The sequence below is a fragment of the Caulobacter sp. 05T431 genome, from assembly GCF_056665975.1.
Map to the genome: position 1 here is coordinate 15,567 of NZ_JBFTKU010000034.1, position 17,637 is coordinate 33,203.

The window sequence follows — 17,637 nt, forward strand, 5'->3', positions numbered from 1 at the left end:
GAGGGGCCGCTCCCGGGCGAGGCTTTGAGCGTCAGGACGAGCACTCCGGGGAGGAGAAGGCTCAGTACTTGACGTTCAAGGTCAGGATCGCCTGCCGGCCCGGGGCCGGGTTGGCGTGGTGGACGCCGTTGGTGTTGGCGATGTAGCGCTCGTCGCCGACGTTCTGGATGTTCAGCTGCAGGTCGGCCGTCTTGTTGATCACGTAGCTGGCGAAGGCGTCGAAGCGCCAGTAGGCCGGGGCGTACACCTTGTTGGCGCCGCCGCCCGCGCCGCCCTGGTTGCCGCCGAAGCTGTCGGAGACGTAGTAGGCGCCGCCACCCAGCGAGAACGGACGGGTCACCCGGTAGGTCGTGAACATCGAGAAGGTGTTCTTGGGCGTGTTGGCCAGCGGATCGCCCTGGTTGACGCCGTTATAGGCGCCCCTGACCAGTTCGCTGTCCATGTAGGTGTAGCCGCCGAAGGCCTGCCACTTGGACGTGATGTTGCCCGACACGCCCAGTTCGAAGCCCTTGACCTCGGCCTCGCCGACCTGGGCGTAGACGCCCGCGTCGATCTGGATCTGGGCGTTCTTGCGGGTGGTCTTGAACAGCGCCGCCGACAGGGCGAGCTTGTCGTTGAGCACGTTGGCCTTGGCGCCCAGCTCGAAGCTCTCGCTGTCCTCGGGCTCAAGCACCTGGCCGGCCAGGTTGCCCGTACCGTTGGTGCCGTTGCTGTTCTGGTCGCCGCCGGCGATGCCGGGCGGGGTCGAGGACGTGCCGTACGAGATGTAGAGGCTGGAATCCTCGGTCGGCTTGTAGACCAGGCCGGCCTGGTAGTTGACGAAGGTCCAGTCGGCGTTGCGGTAGGTGATCGCCGTGGTGGTGAACACGCCGTTGGCGTTGGTCGTCGTGAAGTCGTGGCCGAAGCTCTGGTAGTCGTCGTAGCGGACGCCCAGGTTCAGCAGCCACTTCTCGCCGAACTTGAGGGTGTCGAAGGCGTAGACCGCCGCCGTCTTGCTGATGTTGTAGTTGGCCGGGCCGCGGGTGGTGATCCCCGTCCAGGGATCCTTGTCGTTGGGCGCGTAGACCAGGGTGCAGTCGCCCGCCCCCAGCGTGGCCTGGGTCGCGGCGGGCAGCACGAAGCCGGTGGGACAGGCCGAGCCGCTGGTCGTGAAGGTCGTGTAGGTGGCGTTGAGGTTTTTCTCGCGGCTCAACTCCAGGCCCACGTCGAAGCTGTGGCTGATCGCGCCGGTGTCGAACTTGCCGTGGAAATCGGTCACGGCGGCGATCGTCGTGGTCGGATTCCAGCGGGTCTTGGTGCCGCGCTTCATCCACCATTGGCCGTTGACCAGCTGGGCCGCGCCGCCGTCGCCGGGGTTGGTGACKATGTAGTCGTTCAGGGTCTTGGAATAACGCAGCACCTGGCGGACGCCGAAGTTCTCGTTGATCTGGTGGTCGAAGGCGACCGTGCCGATGTCGGCCTTGGTCTTCTGGTAGTCGCGCGAGCGCACGCCGTAGAAGCTGCGCGGATCGACCGCCAGGATGCCGTCCTCGGTGCGCGGCTGGGTGGTCTTGGTCGACAGCGGGATGCCGTAGTCGGGCATGTTGTTGCCGTCGAGGTGGTAGTAGCTGAGCACCAGCTGGGTCGGGCCGTTCAAGCCGATGGCCAGCGACGGCGCGATGCCCCAGCGGTCGAAGTCCACCGCCTTGCGGCCGGGGGTGTTGCCCTGGGTGCCCAGCAGGTTCAGGCGCACCGCGACGTTGTCGTTGATCTTGTGGTTCAGGTCGACCGTGGCGCGGACATATTCGTCGGTGCCGACGCCCAGCGAGGCGGTGGCGAAGTCGTCGGCCTTGGGGCTCTTGGAGGTCAGGTTGATGCTGCCGCCGCCCGAGCCGCGGCCGCTGTAGGCGCTGTCGGGGCCCTTCACGACCTCGACCTGCTCGAGGTTGAACACTTCGCGGGTCTGGCCGCCGCTGTCGCGCACGCCGTCGACGAAGACGTTGTTGCCCGAGGCCTGGCCGCGGATGAACGGACGGTCGGCCAGGGGCTGGCCGCCCTCGCCCGCCCCGAAGGTGATGCCCGGCGAATTGCGCAGGATGTCGGTCAGCGAGGTTGCGGCGGTCTGTTCGATGATCTTGCGCGGGATGACCGTGATGGCCTTGGGCGTGTCGACCAGCGGCGCGGTCAGCTTGGGCGACTGGACCTCGGCGGAGCGCTTGCCGTCCACCTTGACGCCCGAGACCTCGGTGCTGGTGTCGGCCGGGGCCGTGGCGACCGCCGCGTCGGCTTCGGTGTCGGGCGCGGCGAAGGCGGCGGGGGCCAGGGACAGGCCAGCCAGACCGGCGACGGCGGCGACGCCCAGCGCGGCGCGGGCTTGGCTGCGGACGCCGGCGACGGCGGGMTTGGAACTCTTGGTCATCGAAAAACCCCAGCAAGGCCGTCCGAAAGCGCGGCCCTTTGTCGTAATTGCGACGCGTTCTTATCTGGAGCGTTGCCGGTGTGCAATGATAATCATTCGCAGAAATACACGAGACAGGGATATGCGCTCGCACATGCCCCGTTCTTGCCAGGGCATATCTTGGCCGCCTTCAGCAAAGCTGGCCTCAACCTTGGCCGCGAACCGGTGTACACAGCCCGCGTCCGCGTGACTGGCGATCACAGGGAGCACCCTGAGGGAGCGTGGACGTCATGAGCCGTTCGCCTGGGCGCCCACCTCTGACGCGGAGTCCGCCCATGCCCGAAGCCAAGACCTGGATCGCCTTCTGTCTCGTGTGCTTAGGCATGGCCCTGACCCCCGGGCCGAACATGATCTACCTGGTCAGCCGCTCGATCTGCCAGGGCCGCTGGGCCGGGATCGTGTCGCTGATCGGCACCGCCGCGGGCTTCATCGTCTATCTGGTCTGCGCGGCCCTGGGGATCACCGCCCTGCTGATGGCCGCGCCCATCGCCTACGACATCCTGCGGTTCGGCGGGGCGCTCTACCTGCTGTGGCTGGCCTGGCAGGCCATCAAGCCGGGCGGGGCCTCTCCGTTCCAGGTCCGCGAGCTGCCCAAGGACAGCCCCGCCAAGCTGATCAGCATGGGCTTCCTGACCAACCTGCTGAACCCCAAGGCGGCGATGCTCTATCTGTCGCTGCTGCCGCAGTTCATCGACCCGCATCGGGGCGCGATCTTCGGCCAGTCCCTGGCCCTGGGCGGCAGCCAGATCGTGATCAGCCTGACCGTCAACGGCTGCATCTGCCTGGCCGCCGGCACGATCGCCACCTTCCTGGCCACGCGCCCCAGCTTCGCCCTGATCCAGCGCTGGCTGATGGCCACGGTCCTGGGCGGCCTGGCCGTGCGCATGGCGACCGAGGCTCGGCGGTAGGCCATAGCTTTCTTCCGCTCATCCCGGCGAATGCCGGGACCCAGATGGAATGGCTTTGAGGCTGGCGCCACGAGCGCCGAGCCCCTCCAATCACCCCTCGCAGCTAGGGGATCTGGGTCCCGGCATTCGCCGGGATGAGCGGAGTTTTAGGTTGGCCAAGCCGTGCTAGAGAAGCGTCAGCTAGCGCCGGAGTCCCCCATGCTGTCGTCCAAGCCCCTTCAGGTCCTCACCGCCCTCTTCGCCGCCCTGGCCCTGGCCGGCGCCGCCCACGCCTCCAGCCTGAAGGCCTGCACGGTCCCGCCCAGCGTGATCCCGGCCCCGGCCGAGACCCCGCCGGCCAGCGAGATCCACACCGACGTCCCGACCGCCGCCTATCTGCTGGCCCTGTTCTGGTCGCCCGAGGCCTGCCGCGCGGGCATCCCGGAGTCGAACAAGATCATCCAGTGCCAGACCAACAGCTTCGGCTTCACCGTGCACGGCCTGTGGCCCAACGGCCCGGACAAGGTCCACCCGCGCTACTGCAAGCCCAGCCCGCCGATGAGCGCGGCGACCGTGCTCTCCAACCTCTGCATGACCCCCTCACCCTGGCTGCTGCAGCATGAGTGGCAGGCCCACGGCACCTGCCAGTGGGACACGCCCGAGGCCTACTTCAAGAAGGCCCGCGAGGTGCGCCAGGGCCTGAAGGTCCCGGACCTCAAGCCGGGCCCCGAGGGCACGATGACCGCCGGCGAGATCCGCAAGGCGTTCCTGAAGGGCAATCGCGGCATGACCGCCGAGGGCCTGAACGTGCGCGTCAAGGAAGGCCGCCTGACCGAGGTCTGGGTCTGCATGGACCTGGACTTCAAGCTGGCCGCCTGCCGGGGCGGTAACGGCGCGGCCGACGACGCGGTGGTGACCGTGACGCCTATGGCGCCGATGATCGCCACCAAGCCGAAGAAGAAGGGCTAGGCGGAGCGCCCTCCGCGAGGGTCAGGAATGGCCCCACCGGCGGGACGCGGCCGTCCAGCGGCTGTTGCGGGCCCGGGAGGCCTCGAAGCACGCGTCGCAGACCAGGGTGATGCCCGCCTCGGCCTCGGACCTCGGCGTCCAGCCGCCGCCGGCCAGGCGGGCCTCCTCGCATCGGTCGCACCAGGCGGCCTGCTCGTCCGAGGCGTCCGCGTCCTGCGGCCCGCGAGGCTCGACGAAGCCCAGCCCGACGCCGGCGACCAGGTGCTTGCAGACGAAGCTGGGTTTGCGCAGGCCGTGGCGCTCGCAGTGAACTCGTCTGTGGTCGTCAGCCATCCCAAGCGTCCCCCAACGCCTATGGCTAAGCTAACGCCTTTGATCGGAAACGCAAAATTTCTCCGCCTCCGTCATCCCCGGCGCAAGGCGAAGCCTGGACGTCACCGCGCCTGGCGCCTGCCCGCCGCCGCGAGCACATAGGCCAGCAGCGGCAGCGCCAAGGCATAGGCGTACTGCGAACGCGAGACCCCGATGTTGAAGGGAAACCAGATGCTGGGGACGCCCATCGCCGAGAGATCGGACGCGAACAGACCAACCGCCGTCAGCGCCATGGCGCTCAAGGCCGCGATCTTGTGCCGCCCGAAGCGGGCGATGCGGACGCCAACAAGCGCAAGCGACAAGGCGATGAGCGCCCGCCCTGTCGCAGCCAACAACGCGCTTTCCGCAACGGCGCTCGCGACCAAAGCCACCCAGGCCGCCACCGCGAGGCATGAGACGAAGCGACGGTCCTTGCCGTCGACCCAAGCGTTCCAACCCAGTGTCCAGCCGAGCTTGGCGGCGGGCGCCAGGATCACGCCGTTTTGCCACAGAAGCCCAGGCAAGCTGACCATGTCGGACCAGGCCGTGACCGCATTGCCAAGTCGCAACCCGGCCGAGGCGATGAGAGCAAAGCCGATCCAGAGCGCGAATTCCCGGCGGTCGGGAGCACGGGCGGCAACCGCGGCCATGACGACAAGCAGCAGCATCAACACCGGCTCGACCGCATCGACGACGTAGCCGGCGATCGTTCGCCGCCACTGAGCCTGATGCAGCTTCTGGCCCTGGTCAGGCGATGCGAGCGCCGGAACGGTGCGCAAGCCGCCGCTCAGCCCGTCGCGGTCCGTGTGGGGCTGCATGAAGGTTCGGATCGCCAGCAGCGCCGTCGTCTTCCCGCCCGAGGGCGGCAGCTTCACCAGAAACGGTCGCGTGGCGCCGACCTTGGGCGAACCCGACAGTACGCCGACCCCGCCAATGCGCTGGCCGTCCCAGAACATCTCATAGCCGTCGTCGACAACCGGCGGACCGGCGAGCACCAGGTCGCCATGCTGGGGCAAGATGACTTGGCGTCGATACCAGCCGTAGCCTTCCACCTGGGGATGGCCGCGCGCGCGCCATCCATCGAAATATCCAGGGATGCCGACGTCGCCATCGCGGATGCTCGGATCCGAAACCAGGGCCAAGCGGTCCCAGTTCCGATMGTCGGCTGCGGTCTCGGCCCAGGCTGGATTGTCGCCCGGATGGAAGCGCCAGGCGCCGTCGAGCGCTTGCCCCAGGCCCGGCGGATCGGGCTGGCCGCCGACCCAGAGCGCGCCGGTCACGCCGAGCCCAAGGATGAGCCACAGGATCCAGAACCCGTTTCGCATCGACCGGATGAGGTCGCGCCGCCGAGGGCGGGCTCCGGGCGCTGACGAATCCGCTGAAGATGCTGCAAGGTCGAGTTTCATTGTTACCGTCTATTTCGGTTTCAATGGTTGAGTCAAACCTGTTAGATTGACGACATGAACGCTTCAGCGCCCCGGCCCATCGCCGCTGTCCGTCTGGACGGCGGGCGGCTGTGCATCGACTTCGCCAACTCGATCCATGATCGTTTCGCCACGCCCGCCGAGGACTATCTGGCGACGCCCGAGCGGTATGAGGAATGGGCGCGGCGCGCCGGAGCCCTCAGCCCCGACGAGCATGTCAGCCTGCCGGAGGACCATGAGGCCCGGGCGCGCCTGATGGACGACATTGGCGTGCTGCGCGAGGTGGCCTTTCGCGTCCTGGCCGCGCATATCGATGGCGCGCCGCTTCCCACGGCCGCCTTGCGGACGCTGAACGAATGGCTGCTGGACGTTCGGAAAGATCAGAAGATCACGAGCGACGGACAGCTGGCGCTCTGCGCTCCACCCGGGGACGCGCGCCTTCCGCTAAAGCGGGTCACGCTCGACCTCGTCGAGGTCCTGGCGGACTCGAGCCGCGGAAAGTTCAAGCTCAAGCACTGCGACAATCAAACCTCGTGCGGCTGGATTTTCGCCGACACATCCAAGAACGGTCGTCGCCGATGGTGTTCGATGCAGACCTGTGGCGCCATGCACAAGATGGCCTCATGGCGTCAAAGATCCTCGGCGCCGCCGCCCTGAACGCAAAACGGGCGGCTCCTCTCGGAACCGCCCGCTCGCTAGCCTAGGCCGTGAAAGACGCCATCACCCTCAGGTGTTGACGGCTTCCTCCGGGGTCACGGCTTCCTTCTTGGACAGGTCTTCGCCGGTTTCCTGGTCGACGACCTTCATCGACAGCTTGGTCTTGCCGCGATCGTCGAAGCCCAGGAGCTTGACCTTCACGATCTGGCCTTCCTTCAGCACGTCCGAGGGCTTGGCCACCCGCTCGTTGCTGATCTGGCTGACGTGGACCAGGCCGTCCTTGGCGCCGAAGAAGTTCACGAAGGCGCCGAAGTCGACGACCTTGACGACCTTGCCGTCGTAGATCGCGCCGACTTCCGCTTCCTGGGTGATCGACTTGATCCAGTCCACGGCGGCCTTGATCTTGGCGCCGTCCGAGGCCGAGACCTTCACGGTGCCTTCGTCGTTGATGTCGACCTTGGCGCCGGTGGTGGCGACGATCTCGCGGATCACCTTGCCGCCGGTGCCGATCACTTCGCGGATCTTGTCGGTCGGGATGGTGATGGTCTCGATCTTCGGGGCGAAGTCGCCGACCTCTTCACGCGGGGCGTCCATCGCCTTGTTCATCTCGCCCAGGATGTGGGCGCGACCGTCCTTGGCCTGGGCCAGGGCCTGCTTCATGATCTCCGGCGTGATGCCGGCGATCTTGATGTCCATCTGCAGCGAGGTCAGGCCCTCGCTGGTGCCGGCCACCTTGAAGTCCATGTCGCCCAGGTGGTCTTCGTCGCCCAGGATGTCGGAGAGAACGGCGAAGCCGTCCTTTTCCAGGATCAGGCCCATGGCGATGCCGGAGACCGGACGGATCAGCGGAACGCCCGCGTCCATCATGGCCAGCGACGAACCGCAGACGGTGGCCATCGAGGACGAGCCGTTCGACTCGGTGATCTCGGAGACCAGGCGGATGGTGTAGGGGAAGTCTTCCTTGGCCGGCAGCATCGGACGCAGGGCGCGCCAGGCCAGCTTGCCGTGGCCGATTTCGCGGCGGCCCGGGCTGCCCATACGGCCGGTTTCACCGACGCTGTAGGGAGGGAAGTTGTAGTGCAGCAGGAAGGATTCCTTGTAGGTGCCTTCCAGGGCGTCGATGAACTGCTCGTCGTCGCCGGTGCCCAGGGTGGCGACCACGATCGCCTGGGTYTCSCCRCGGGTGAACAGGGCCGAGCCGTGGGTGCGCGGCAGGATGCCGACTTCGCCCAGGATCGGACGGACCTTGTCGACGGTGCGGCCGTCGATGCGCAGGCCGGTGTCCAGGATGCCGCGACGCACGACGTCGGCTTCCAGTTCCTTGAAGATCGCGCCCAGCTTCAGCGGATCGTAGCCGGCCGGGTTGGTGTCCGACAGGCCGAGGGCCGCGACGGCCTTCTTCTTGGCGGCGCCGACCGCTTCGTAGCGGTCCTGCTTCTTCTGGATCTTGTAGGCGGCCGCGATATCGGCGCCCACGATGCCCTTCATCTCGGCCTTCACCGCGTCGGTGTCTTCCGGTTCGAACTCGAAGGGTTCCTTTGCGGCGTGCTCGGCCAGCTCGATGATCGCGTCGATCACCGTCTGCATTTCCTTGTGGGCGAAGTTGACGCCGCCCAGCACGATCTCTTCCGAGAGCTCCTGGATTTCAGATTCGACCATCATCACGGCGTCGGCGGTGCCGGCCACGACCAGGTCCATCTTGCTGTCCTTCTGCTCGTCGAGCGTCGGGTTCAGCACGTAAGCGCCGTCAACGTAACCGACGCGCGCGGCGCCGATCGGGCCCATGAACGGGGCGCCCGACAGGACCAGGGCGGCCGAGGCGGCCACCATCGACAGGATGTCGGGATCGTTCTCGAGGTCGTGCTGCAGCACGGTGCAGACGACCTGGACTTCGTTCTTGAAGCCCTTGACGAACAGCGGGCGGATCGGACGGTCGATCAGGCGGGAGACCAGGGTCTCCTTTTCCGACGGACGGCCTTCGCGCTTGAAGAAGCCGCCGGGGATCTTGCCGGCCGCGAAGGTCTTTTCCTGGTAGTTGACCGTCAGCGGGAAGAAGTCTTGACCCGGCTTCTGGCTCTTGGCGAACACGGCGGTGGCCAGGACGACGGTTTCGCCCATGGTGGCCAGAACGGCGCCGTCGGCTTGACGGGCGATGCGACCGGTTTCGAGGACCAGCGTCTTGCCGCCCCACTCGATCGTCTTGCGTTTGATGTCGAACATTTTTCTTCTTTCGGTTCCCGTGGGCGGATTCCCATCGGGGGCGGACAGGGGCGGACGGCCGTGCTTACAAAAAGCAATTGGAGCGGCCCGATGATCCTCATCCAGTTCGACAGGCGGGTTTGAGGATGGAAAACCCTCGGACGTACGTCGGATGCCTGTCCGTCAAACGGAGACCATCCGGATCGACTTCCCCTTTCGGCCTGTCTCGAAGGAAGAAGCCTGAAAAGCGTTCCGCCGCCCTACGCGAGTAGGACGGCGGAATTGCGTCTTAGCGGCGCAGACCCAGCTTCTCGATGAGGGCCGCGTAACGGCCTTCGTCGGACTTCTTCAGGTGGTCGAGGAGCGAGCGACGCTGGGAAACCAGCTTCAGCAGGCCACGACGGCTGTGGTTGTCCTTCTTGTGGGTCTTGAAGTGCTCGGTCAGGTTGGCGATGCGCTCGGAGAGGATCGCGACCTGGACTTCGGCGCTGCCGGTGTCGCCCGCGGTGCGGGCGTGCTCGACGATAAGAGCGCTCTTGCGCTCGGCAGTGATCGACATCGGTTTGTCTCCGCTCAGGTGAGTTGGAAGACCCGCACCGGATTGAGCTTTCCGGCGCGCATCTCGCACAAGGCCACCAGCCTCCCTCCCGACATGGCGGAAACGGTGCGATCACCGGGCGTGAGCTCGGTTTTCAGCGTTTCCACCTGCCTTGGGAGCAGAACGATGGCGCGTCCTTGCGCAAGCCGGAAGGCGTCTTCATCGGTCACGGCCACCGCCGGGATGTCGTCCAGCGCGGTCTCGACCGGAAGCAATGCCTCCGACAGCCGGGCCTCATAGCTTAAATTCTCGAGGGTTTCCAGGCCTATCGCCGAATCCTCGTTGAACCGGCCGACTCGCGTCCGGCGAAGCTGGTCGACGTGGCCGCAGGCGCCGAGCGCCGCCGCCAGGTCGCGGACCACGGCGCGGACATAGGTGCCCTTGCCGCATTCCATCTCCAGCTCGATGTGGTCGGCGTCCGGCGCGGCGCTGACACGGAGGGCATGGACGGTGACCTTGCGGGTCTTCAGCTCGAACTCGACCCCCTCGCGGGCCAGGTCGTAGGCGCGCTCGCCGTCGACCTTGATGGCCGAATAGAGGGGTGGCGCCTGGTCGATCTCGCCGACAAAGGCCGGCAGGGCGGCCTCGACCTGCTCGCGGGTCGGACGCACGTCGCTGCTGTCGGTGGTTTCGCCCTCGCGGTCCAGGGTGGTGGTCGACCGGCCCCACTGGATCATGAAGCGATAGGCCTTGTCGGCGTCCATCAGGAACGGGACCGTCTTGGTCGCCTCGCCCAGGGCCAGGGGCAGGATGCCGGTGGCCAGCGGGTCAAGAGTCCCGGCGTGGCCCGCCTTCTGGGCGTTGAACGCCCGGCGCACGCGGCTGACGGCGCTGGTCGAGGTCAGGTCATAAGGCTTGTCCAGGCAGACCCAGCCCGAGACGGCGTCGCCCTTCTTGCGGCGGGCCATCTCAGTCCTCGTCGTCGACGACGTCAGACAGGCGGCGCACGTCGGCCTGCACGCGCGGATCCTCGAACAGGCGGTCCATGTAGGCGGCCGAGTTGAAGCTCTCGTCGTGGATGAACTTCAGGTCGGGCGTGAACTTCATGTCGATCGACCGGCCCAGGCGGCCGCGCAGGAACTTCGACACCCGGTTCAGGGCCTTGATGATCTCGTCGATATGCTGGGCGCTCTCGCCGGTGACGCCGGCGCCCAGGGGTTCGACGAAGCAGATGGCGTGCTTGAGGTCGGGGCTCATGCGCACTTCCGACACGGTCACCGACACGCCGGCCAGCGCGGGATCGGCCAGCTCCTCCTCGCGCAGGATGTCGACCAGGGCATGGCGGATCAGCTCGCCGGCGCGGAGCTGGCGCTGCGACGGACCGATCGGTCCGCCCTTCTTGTTGTCGGAATGGCGCTTCATGGCGCGGTCGCCTCGATGCCCGGCCGGCGGATCGAACGCCGGTAGCGCGGGGAGAAATGGAAGGCGGGGTGTCTAGGCGCGCGGGGGGCGAATGTCCAGTGCGGGAGGTGTCAGATTGACTGGAGCTTGGCTATAGGTGATCGCTGGCGTCGAGCACGGGATGGAGGGGCTGTTGTCCAAGACTGTCGAATTGGTTCAGGTCCTTGCGCGGGCCTTCGGCGCCTTCTGGCTGATCTCCGGCGCCGCGCAGTTTGTACTGGCGTCCATCCTGATCGCGGTTTCCGTCAAATCCCCCATGGGGGTGCTCGGCGCCTGCGCGGTCCAGATGGCCGTGTTCTCGATCGGATCGGTCGTCATCGGTGCTATCCTGATCGGCGTCAGCGGGCCCCTGGCCCGGTTCGCCGCCAAGCCCGTTTCCGCAACCTAGGCCCCCGTCCGTTCCCTGAAGAAGTCCAGCACCCGGCGGTGGACCTTCATGGTCGCGCCGGCCGGGTCCTCGCGGTCCAGGTGGATGGTCAGCACCGAGTGCGGAGCGCGGCCCGTGCCCTGCTTGGCGGCGGCGTCCGGCAGGGTGATGGCCTCGAGCCGAGCGCCCAGCTCGCGCTCCAGGGTCTGGAAACGGGCGCAGGGGACCAGCACGTCGTCCTCGAACCGCAGAGCGATCAGCGACAGGTCCTCGGCCTCCATCCGCGCCTTGGCCACGGCCAGCTCCTGGGGCGAGACGTCCAGTTCCCCGCCCTTCTTGCGGCCCGTCGGCAGGGAGGGCTCGGCCAGGATCGGGGCCACCACCGAGGGCTCGGTCATCATCGCCAGGGCGAAGCCGCCGGTGAAGCACATGCCCACCGCGCCCACGCCCTTGCCGCCGCACTCGGCATGGGCCCTGCGCGCCAGAGCCCGCAGCCAGTCGACGATCGGGCTGGAGCGACCGCCGGCCCAGATCGTGAACTCCCGGCCCACACAGGCCAGCTTCAGGATGGCGGTGTTGATGTAGGCGTTCGACACGGGCTTGCCCGGCTTGCCGAACAGGCTGGGGCAGAACACCGTCATGCCCTCGGCGGCCACGTCGCGGGCGAACTGCAGGACCTGGGGGTGCAGGCCGGGGATCTCATGGATGACGATCACCGCCGGGCCGGAGCCGATGCGGTAGACCGGCCGCTTCCAGCGCCCGTCGTCGAACGCGAACTTCGTGAACCCCGCCAGCGCGTCGTCGCCCTTCGCCATGGTCGCCCCCTGCCCCTCTTGGGGCGAGCATGACATGAAAAGCTTGGTCGGCGTCAGGTCTTCGATCGCTCCGGTTGCACGGCGCCGGGCGGCGGCCTATCCCTGCAAGCTCGAGCATGGGGGCGTGGATGATCTTCTGGTGGACCGGTCGGGGCTATCTGGCCCTGTTGAGCCTGATCGGCGTGTTCGCCCTGTTCGGGGCGCTGCTGACCCTGGCGTTCGGCGAACAGGTCTTCGACGCCGCGCCCTGGCTGTGGGCGGTCGGCGCGGTGATCGCGGCCGTGGTCAACTGGGTGGTCGGTTGCCGGGTCAATCGCCGGCCGGTGAAGGTCCCGCCCTTGCGCCTCTGGAAGAACCGCCTGACCTATCGCCCGCCCAACCGTTTCATGGGCCTGCCGCTGGAGGTGTGGTCCGCCCCGATGATGCTGCTGGCCGTGGTCATGCTCTTGCGCGGCGTGCTGCCGGGCTGAGACGGTCCTTGGGGAGCGGCGCGCGCCTAGCCCGGGCCGTTGCCGCCGGTCCAGTCCTCCATCGGATCGGGCAGGTTGCCGCTCGGCAGCTTCCATTCGCCCCGGTACGAGAAGTCCAGCGTGCCGCACAGCCGAGCGGGACCGCCCTTGGGGTCGTCGCCGAACGCCTGGACGCGCAGGTCGCGATAGACGGCCAGCCGGCTGAAGCCCAGCCACAGCCGCGTCGAGCCGGGACAGAAGGCGCGGATATAGATCCGGCCCTGCTCGTACTTGGGATCAATCTCGTACAGCGCCAGGTCGGGATCGGCGCCCTGGACCGCCTTTAGCCCGCCCGGACCCATGTCCTTCTCGCGACCGTCGGTCACCCGGCCCTGCACCTTCACGCCCGTGGCGATCACCTTCTGGACCCGCGTGCTGGTCAGCTTCTTGTCGAACAGCACGGTCAGGCCCGCCCCGGTCAGCCGCTTGGCGTCGGCCGAGACCGGGTCATACGAGTACATCTTGCGCTCGGCATGGGCCGTCCCGCCCACGAGGCAGGCAGCAGCCAGGCCCAGAGCGACCTTCAGGCCCGTCCCGCGGGCCGCCCCCGACACCCCTCGCCTCACAGCTTCAGGTGACGCTTGGCGATCTCGGGATCGAAGCCCGACAGCCGCCAGGTTCCGTTCTCGAGGGTGAAGGTCAGCAGACACGGGCCGTTCTTGTCCTTGGCGGCGCACACCTGGTCGGAGCCCACATAGCGCAGGCCGGCGGCGATGCTGATCCGGTCGGGGATCGGCCGGTCGGGGGTGTAGCCGTAATAGTCGGCCGCGTAGCGGAAGGTCTCGGGCTGGACCAGGGCGTCGCCGGCCATGCTGGCCGCCGGGCCGGCCAGGGCGATGACCGCCGCCTGCCAGCCGCCCAGGTTCGAGGCGCGCGCCTTGCGCACCAGCTCGCTTTCGATCTCGGCCTTCAGGGCCGGGCGGTCGACGCGGGCGTCGAAGGCGGCGTGGTCGTTGTTGCGGATCGCCACCAGCAGGGCGTGCACGTCGCCGGCCGCGTCGTAGCGGGTGGCCGTGGCGCAGGCCGACAGCGAGACGCCGGCGAGGGTCAGAACAAGGAGGGATCGGAGGCGCATCGCAATTCCAGACGTCCAGACGGAGGACCACCGCCGAGGATGATCGACTTAGCCGACAATTTCGACCTTTTCCTGACCCCGTCCGGCCGTTCCGGCGGCGGCGACGGCCGCCTCCAGTCCCGCCTCGAACGCCCGGCTGGAGTTCTCCCAGGTGAAATCGGCCAGACGGGCGCGAAGGTTCCGTCCCAGGGACGCCCGCAGCTCGGCGTCCTCGACCAGGGCCAGGAGGTTGGCGGCCAGGGCCCGGGGATCGCGGATCGGCGACACCAGGGCGGTCCGGCCCGGGAAGGCGAACTCGGCGTGACCCATGTTGTCGGTGGCCGCCAGGGCCGCGCCGCACAGGCCCGCCTCGCAGGGCGCCAGGCCCCAGCCCTCGTTGTGACCGGCCGCCACGAACACCGCCGCGCGGTTGTAGAGGGCGCGCAGGGCCGCCGGGTCGGGGAACCGCGCGTACTCGACCCAGTCGGGCAGCTCCGCCGGACGGGGCGGGGCGCCGAAGACCTCCAGCACCACGTCCGGCCGGCTCTCCCGCACCAGGGCCAGAGCGGCCAGGACGTCGGGGAAGCCCTTAACGGGGTTGGGATGCCAGAGGCTGGCCACGCGCCGGGGATCGCGCTCGGCCGGGTCGACGTCGACGCCCCAGGCCGCCAGGTCCAGGCCGATCAGGGCCAGCCACGGGCGCGGTCCGTAGGCCTGGGCCAGCTCGACGGCGCGACGGTTGATGACGATCTTGAACACCGGCCGGCGCCAGGCGGCCTCCACCCCGGCCTCGCGGCCCGGTTCGTAGCCGAAGTCCCAGTGCGGGGCGAAGAACACCTTGGCGCCCCGGTCGGCGGGCTGGGCCATCAGCGCGTCCACGATGGTCCAGTGGGTGGCGATGACCACGTCGCCGGGCGGGACGTATTCTGGCGACAGGTCCCTGACCCAGCGGATGTCGACGCGCGGATCGATGTCCATCCAGCTCCGCGGCGACCAGGCGCCGCTGCGCGCCCAGCGCCGGTGGCGGCTGGCCTGCTTGAGCGCCTTCAGGCCCCTCTGGCGCTCGACATAGACCGGGTGGACCACGGTCACCGCGTGCCCGCGCGCCACCAGCCGGTTGGCGTGGTCGTAGACGTTCTTGACGCTGCCGACGGGCCGAAGGCTGGCGCCGATTTCGAGGAAGGTGATGCGCATGGAGGCCGTGAAGCGTCGCCGGCGGGCGAGCCGCCCTGGTCACGGCCAAGCTGTCGCGGAATCCAGACGTCAGAAAGGCGCGGACATTGCCCGCGCCTTTCCAAAAGTTTCCGAAATATAACGCCTTAGTCGAGCTGGCGCTTGATCTCTTCGACGGTGAAGCACTCGATGGTGTCGCCGACCTTGATGTCCTGGAAGCCCGCGAACATCATGCCGCACTCCTGGCCGGACGGGACTTCGTTGACCTCGTCCTTGAAGCGCTTGAGCGTCTGCAGCGTGCCCAGTTCCAGCACCACGATGTCCTGACGGATGATCCGGACCTTGGCGCCCTTGCGGACCACGCCTTCGGTGACGCGGCAGCCGGCGACCTTGCCCACCTTGGAGATGTCGAAGGCCTGCAGGACTTCGGCGTTGCCGAGGAAGGTTTCGCGCTGGATCGGGGCCAGCATGCCCGAGAGCACGCCTTTGATGTCGTCCAGCAGGTCGTAGATGATCGCGTAGTAGCGGATCTCGACGCCTTCGCGTTCCGCCAGCGCACGCGCCTGGGCCGAGGCCCGGACGTTGAAGCCGATCAGCGGCGCGCCGGCGCCCTTGGCCAGCATCACGTCGCTCTCGCTGATCGCGCCGGCGCCCGACAGGATGATCCGCGCGCGGACCTCGTCGGTGGCCATCTGCTCCAGCGAGCCGATGATCGCCTCGGCCGAGCCCTGCACGTCGGCCTTGATGACCAGCGGCAGCTCGCGCAGCTTCTTGTCCTGCAGCTTGGCCATCATGTCGGCCATGCTGGTGGCGCCCGCGCCGACCGGATGCATCGACTTCTCGCGCTTCAGGCGGATGCGGTACTCGGTCAGCTCGCGAGCGCGGGCTTCGTTTTCCACGACCGCGAAGCTGTCGCCCGGCGACGGCACGCCGTCCAGGCCGAGGATCTCGACCGGGGTGGCGGGACCGGCTTCGGTCAGTTGCTCGTTGCGCTCGTTCAGCAGGGCGCGGACCCGGCCGAACTGGCTGCCGGCCACGACGATGTCGCCGCGCTTCAGCGTGCCGCGATTGACGAGGACGGTGGAGACCGCGCCGCGACCCTTGTCCAGCTTGGCCTCGATCACCACGCCGTCGGCGGTGCGGTCGGGGTTGGCCTTCAGGTCCAGCACTTCGGCCTGCAGCAGGATGCGCTCGATCAGCTCGTCCAGGCCCTGGCCGGTCTTGGCCGAGACCTCGACGATCTGGGTGTCGCCGCCCAGGCTTTCCACGACGATCTCGTGTTGCAGCAGCTCGTTGGTCACCCGGGTCGAATCCGAGCCCGGCTTGTCCATCTTGTTGACGGCCACGATGATCGGGACCTCGGCGGCGCGGGCGTGTTTGATCGCCTCGACCGTCTGGGGCATGACGCCGTCGTCACCGGCCACCACCAGGATGACGATGTCGGTGATGTTGGCGCCGCGCGCCCGCATCTGCGAGAACGCCGCGTGGCCCGGGGTGTCGAGGAAGGTGACCTTCTGGCCGTTTTCCAGACGCACCTGGTAGGCGCCGATGTGCTGGGTGATGCCGCCGTGCTCGCCGCCGGCCACGTCGGCCTTGCGCAGCGCGTCCAGCAGGCTGGTCTTGCCGTGGTCGACGTGACCCATGACGGTGACGACCGGGGGCCGGGGCTCCAGGTGATCGTCGATGTCCTCGGCGCCGATGAAGCCTTCTTCGACGTCGGCTTCCGACACGCGCTTGACGGTGTGGCCGAACTCGGTGGCCACCAGCTCGGCGGTGTCGTTGTCGATGACGTCGTTGATCTTCAGCATCACGCCCTGACGCATCAGGAACTTGATGATGTCGACGCCGCGCACGGCCATCCGGTTGGACAGTTCCTGCACGGTGATGACGTCGGGGATGACCACTTCGCGCGAGACGCGGGCCTGTTCGGCCACGCCGCCGCGGCGCTTTTCCTTTTCGCGTTCACGGGCCCGGCGAACCGAGGCCAGCGAGCGCATGCGGTCGGCGGAGTCCCCGTCGCCGGCCACGGTCTGGATCGTCAGGCGGCCTTCGCGGCGCTGCGGCGCGCCCTTGGCGCGGCTGACCGCCTTGCCGGGGGCCGCGGCCTTGCGACGATCGTCCTCCTCGTCCGGGCGACGGCTGACGTCGCCGCCGGGGCGGGGGGCCGAGCGCGTGGCGCGCTGGATTTCGGGGGTGGCCGGAGCCGAGGCCGGGACGCCCGGACGGGCGCCGCGCGGACCGCCGGGACCCGGACGGGCGCCGGGCGCCGGGCGCGGGGCCAGGGCCGAATAGCGGACGGTCTGGGCCGGACGGTCGCCCTGCGGACGATCGCCCTGGGGCCGGTCGCCTTGCGGGCGGTCGTTGCGGAAGCCGCCCTCGGGACGCGGGCCACGCGGCGCGCCGGCGTCGGGACGCGGCGTGCGCTGGTTGTACGGGCCGTCCTGGCGCGGGGCGCGCTGGTTGAACGGCCGGTCCGCGAAGTTGGGACGGTCGCCTTGGGGACGGTCACCCTGCGGGCGGTCGCCCTGGGCGCCCGGACCGGGGCGGTAGGTGGTGGTCGAGGCCCGGTCGTCGCGGCGATCGCGGCTGGGCTCGTAGGTGCGGGTCTGGCCCGCGGCCGGAGCCGGACGCGGAGCCTCGGCGCGCACAGGCGGCGCGGCCGGAGCCGGAGTCGCCGGCGCTTGGGGCGCGGGGGCCGCAGGAGCGGGGGTCGGAGCCGGAGMGGCCGGAGCCTGGGCGACCGGAGCGGCGGGCGCTTCCGGAGCCGGCGGCGGCGGCGCGGCGGCGGCCTTGGCG

General features: G+C 68.5%; 17 protein-coding genes and 1 riboswitch. Of the genes, 5 read left to right on the forward strand and 12 right to left on the reverse strand.

Annotated features, from left to right (window positions below; translation table 11 throughout):
- Positions 1-61: 61 nt before the first annotated feature.
- Positions 62-2,398 carry a TonB-dependent receptor gene (locus AC1U89_RS23225; protein ID WP_479901993.1) on the reverse strand — a complete coding sequence of 779 codons (2,337 nt, stop codon included), beginning with the start codon at positions 2,396-2,398 and terminating at the stop codon, positions 62-64.
- A 215-nt stretch (positions 2,399-2,613) separates the two neighbouring features.
- Positions 2,614-2,693: riboswitch (ZMP/ZTP riboswitch) on the forward strand.
- Between the two features lie 19 nt (positions 2,694-2,712).
- On the opposite strand from AC1U89_RS23225, the gene AC1U89_RS23230 reads away from it, so the two are divergent.
- On the forward strand, positions 2,713-3,345 hold the full coding sequence (locus tag AC1U89_RS23230; protein ID WP_479901994.1) for a LysE family translocator: 633 nt from the start codon (positions 2,713-2,715) through the stop codon (positions 3,343-3,345).
- Positions 3,346-3,543: 198 nt separating this feature from the next.
- The gene (locus AC1U89_RS23235; protein ID WP_479901995.1) at positions 3,544-4,293 is read left to right on the forward strand and encodes a ribonuclease T2; all 750 of its coding nucleotides are present in this window, start codon (positions 3,544-3,546) and stop codon (positions 4,291-4,293) included.
- Between the two features lie 21 nt (positions 4,294-4,314).
- Here the strand turns inward: AC1U89_RS23235 and AC1U89_RS23240 are convergent, their stop codons facing one another.
- Both AC1U89_RS23240 and AC1U89_RS23245 read right to left on the reverse strand, forming a co-directional pair.
- Entirely contained in the window at positions 4,315-4,626 is a 312-nt protein-coding gene (locus tag AC1U89_RS23240; RefSeq protein WP_479901996.1) for a hypothetical protein, read from the reverse strand.
- A 101-nt stretch (positions 4,627-4,727) separates the two neighbouring features.
- On the reverse strand, positions 4,728-6,050 hold the full coding sequence (locus tag AC1U89_RS23245) for a hypothetical protein (protein WP_479901997.1): 1,323 nt from the start codon (positions 6,048-6,050) through the stop codon (positions 4,728-4,730).
- Positions 6,051-6,104: 54 nt separating this feature from the next.
- Between AC1U89_RS23245 and AC1U89_RS23250 the strand changes: the two genes are divergently transcribed.
- Positions 6,105-6,725, forward strand: a complete 621-nt coding sequence (locus AC1U89_RS23250; RefSeq protein WP_479901998.1) for a CGNR zinc finger domain-containing protein — start codon at positions 6,105-6,107, stop codon at positions 6,723-6,725.
- Between the two features lie 69 nt (positions 6,726-6,794).
- Here AC1U89_RS23250 and pnp read toward each other — a convergent pair whose 3' ends face one another.
- The 4 genes from pnp to rbfA form a co-directional block, all read right to left on the reverse strand.
- Positions 6,795-8,945 (reverse strand): polyribonucleotide nucleotidyltransferase, encoded by a 2,151-nt coding sequence (gene pnp / locus AC1U89_RS23255; RefSeq protein ID WP_479901999.1) that lies wholly within the window; start codon positions 8,943-8,945, stop codon positions 6,795-6,797.
- Between the two features lie 268 nt (positions 8,946-9,213).
- On the reverse strand, positions 9,214-9,483 hold the full coding sequence (rpsO, locus tag AC1U89_RS23260; RefSeq protein ID WP_029910315.1) for a 30S ribosomal protein S15: 270 nt from the start codon (positions 9,481-9,483) through the stop codon (positions 9,214-9,216).
- A gap of 14 nt (positions 9,484-9,497) precedes the next feature.
- Entirely contained in the window at positions 9,498-10,430 is a 933-nt protein-coding gene (truB, locus tag AC1U89_RS23265) for a tRNA pseudouridine(55) synthase TruB (RefSeq protein WP_479902000.1), read from the reverse strand.
- 1 nt (position 10,431) lies between these two features.
- Positions 10,432-10,884 (reverse strand): 30S ribosome-binding factor RbfA, encoded by a 453-nt coding sequence (gene rbfA, locus AC1U89_RS23270; RefSeq protein WP_479902001.1) that lies wholly within the window; start codon positions 10,882-10,884, stop codon positions 10,432-10,434.
- Positions 10,885-11,020: 136 nt separating this feature from the next.
- On the opposite strand from rbfA, the gene AC1U89_RS23275 reads away from it, so the two are divergent.
- Complete coding sequence (locus AC1U89_RS23275) at positions 11,021-11,311, forward strand: hypothetical protein (protein WP_479902002.1); 291 nt, start codon at positions 11,021-11,023, stop codon at positions 11,309-11,311.
- Here the strand turns inward: AC1U89_RS23275 and AC1U89_RS23280 are convergent.
- Positions 11,308-12,105, reverse strand: a complete 798-nt coding sequence (locus AC1U89_RS23280; protein ID WP_479902003.1) for a dienelactone hydrolase family protein — start codon at positions 12,103-12,105, stop codon at positions 11,308-11,310. The genes AC1U89_RS23275 and AC1U89_RS23280 overlap by 4 nt on opposite strands.
- 128 nt (positions 12,106-12,233) lie before the next feature.
- Here AC1U89_RS23280 and AC1U89_RS23285 point away from each other — a divergent pair, with 128 nt between their 5' ends.
- Positions 12,234-12,575 carry a hypothetical protein gene (locus AC1U89_RS23285; protein WP_479902004.1) on the forward strand — a complete coding sequence of 114 codons (342 nt, stop codon included), beginning with the start codon at positions 12,234-12,236 and terminating at the stop codon, positions 12,573-12,575.
- 26 nt (positions 12,576-12,601) lie between these two features.
- Here AC1U89_RS23285 and AC1U89_RS23290 read toward each other — a convergent pair whose 3' ends face one another.
- From AC1U89_RS23290 to infB, 4 genes are all read right to left on the reverse strand, one after another.
- Positions 12,602-13,168, reverse strand: coding sequence for a hypothetical protein (locus AC1U89_RS23290; RefSeq protein WP_479902005.1), 567 nt, complete (start codon positions 13,166-13,168; stop codon positions 12,602-12,604).
- 8 nt (positions 13,169-13,176) lie between these two features.
- Positions 13,177-13,689: a DUF2939 domain-containing protein gene (locus AC1U89_RS23295; protein WP_479902006.1), complete on the reverse strand. Its 513-nt coding sequence runs from the start codon at positions 13,687-13,689 to the stop codon at positions 13,177-13,179.
- Between the two features lie 48 nt (positions 13,690-13,737).
- The gene (locus tag AC1U89_RS23300) at positions 13,738-14,862 is read right to left on the reverse strand and encodes a glycosyltransferase family 4 protein (protein ID WP_479902007.1); all 1,125 of its coding nucleotides are present in this window, start codon (positions 14,860-14,862) and stop codon (positions 13,738-13,740) included.
- A 125-nt stretch (positions 14,863-14,987) separates the two neighbouring features.
- Positions 14,988-17,637: translation initiation factor IF-2 (gene infB, locus AC1U89_RS23305; RefSeq protein ID WP_479902008.1), on the reverse strand; the 2,650-nt coding region annotated here is incomplete at its 5' end.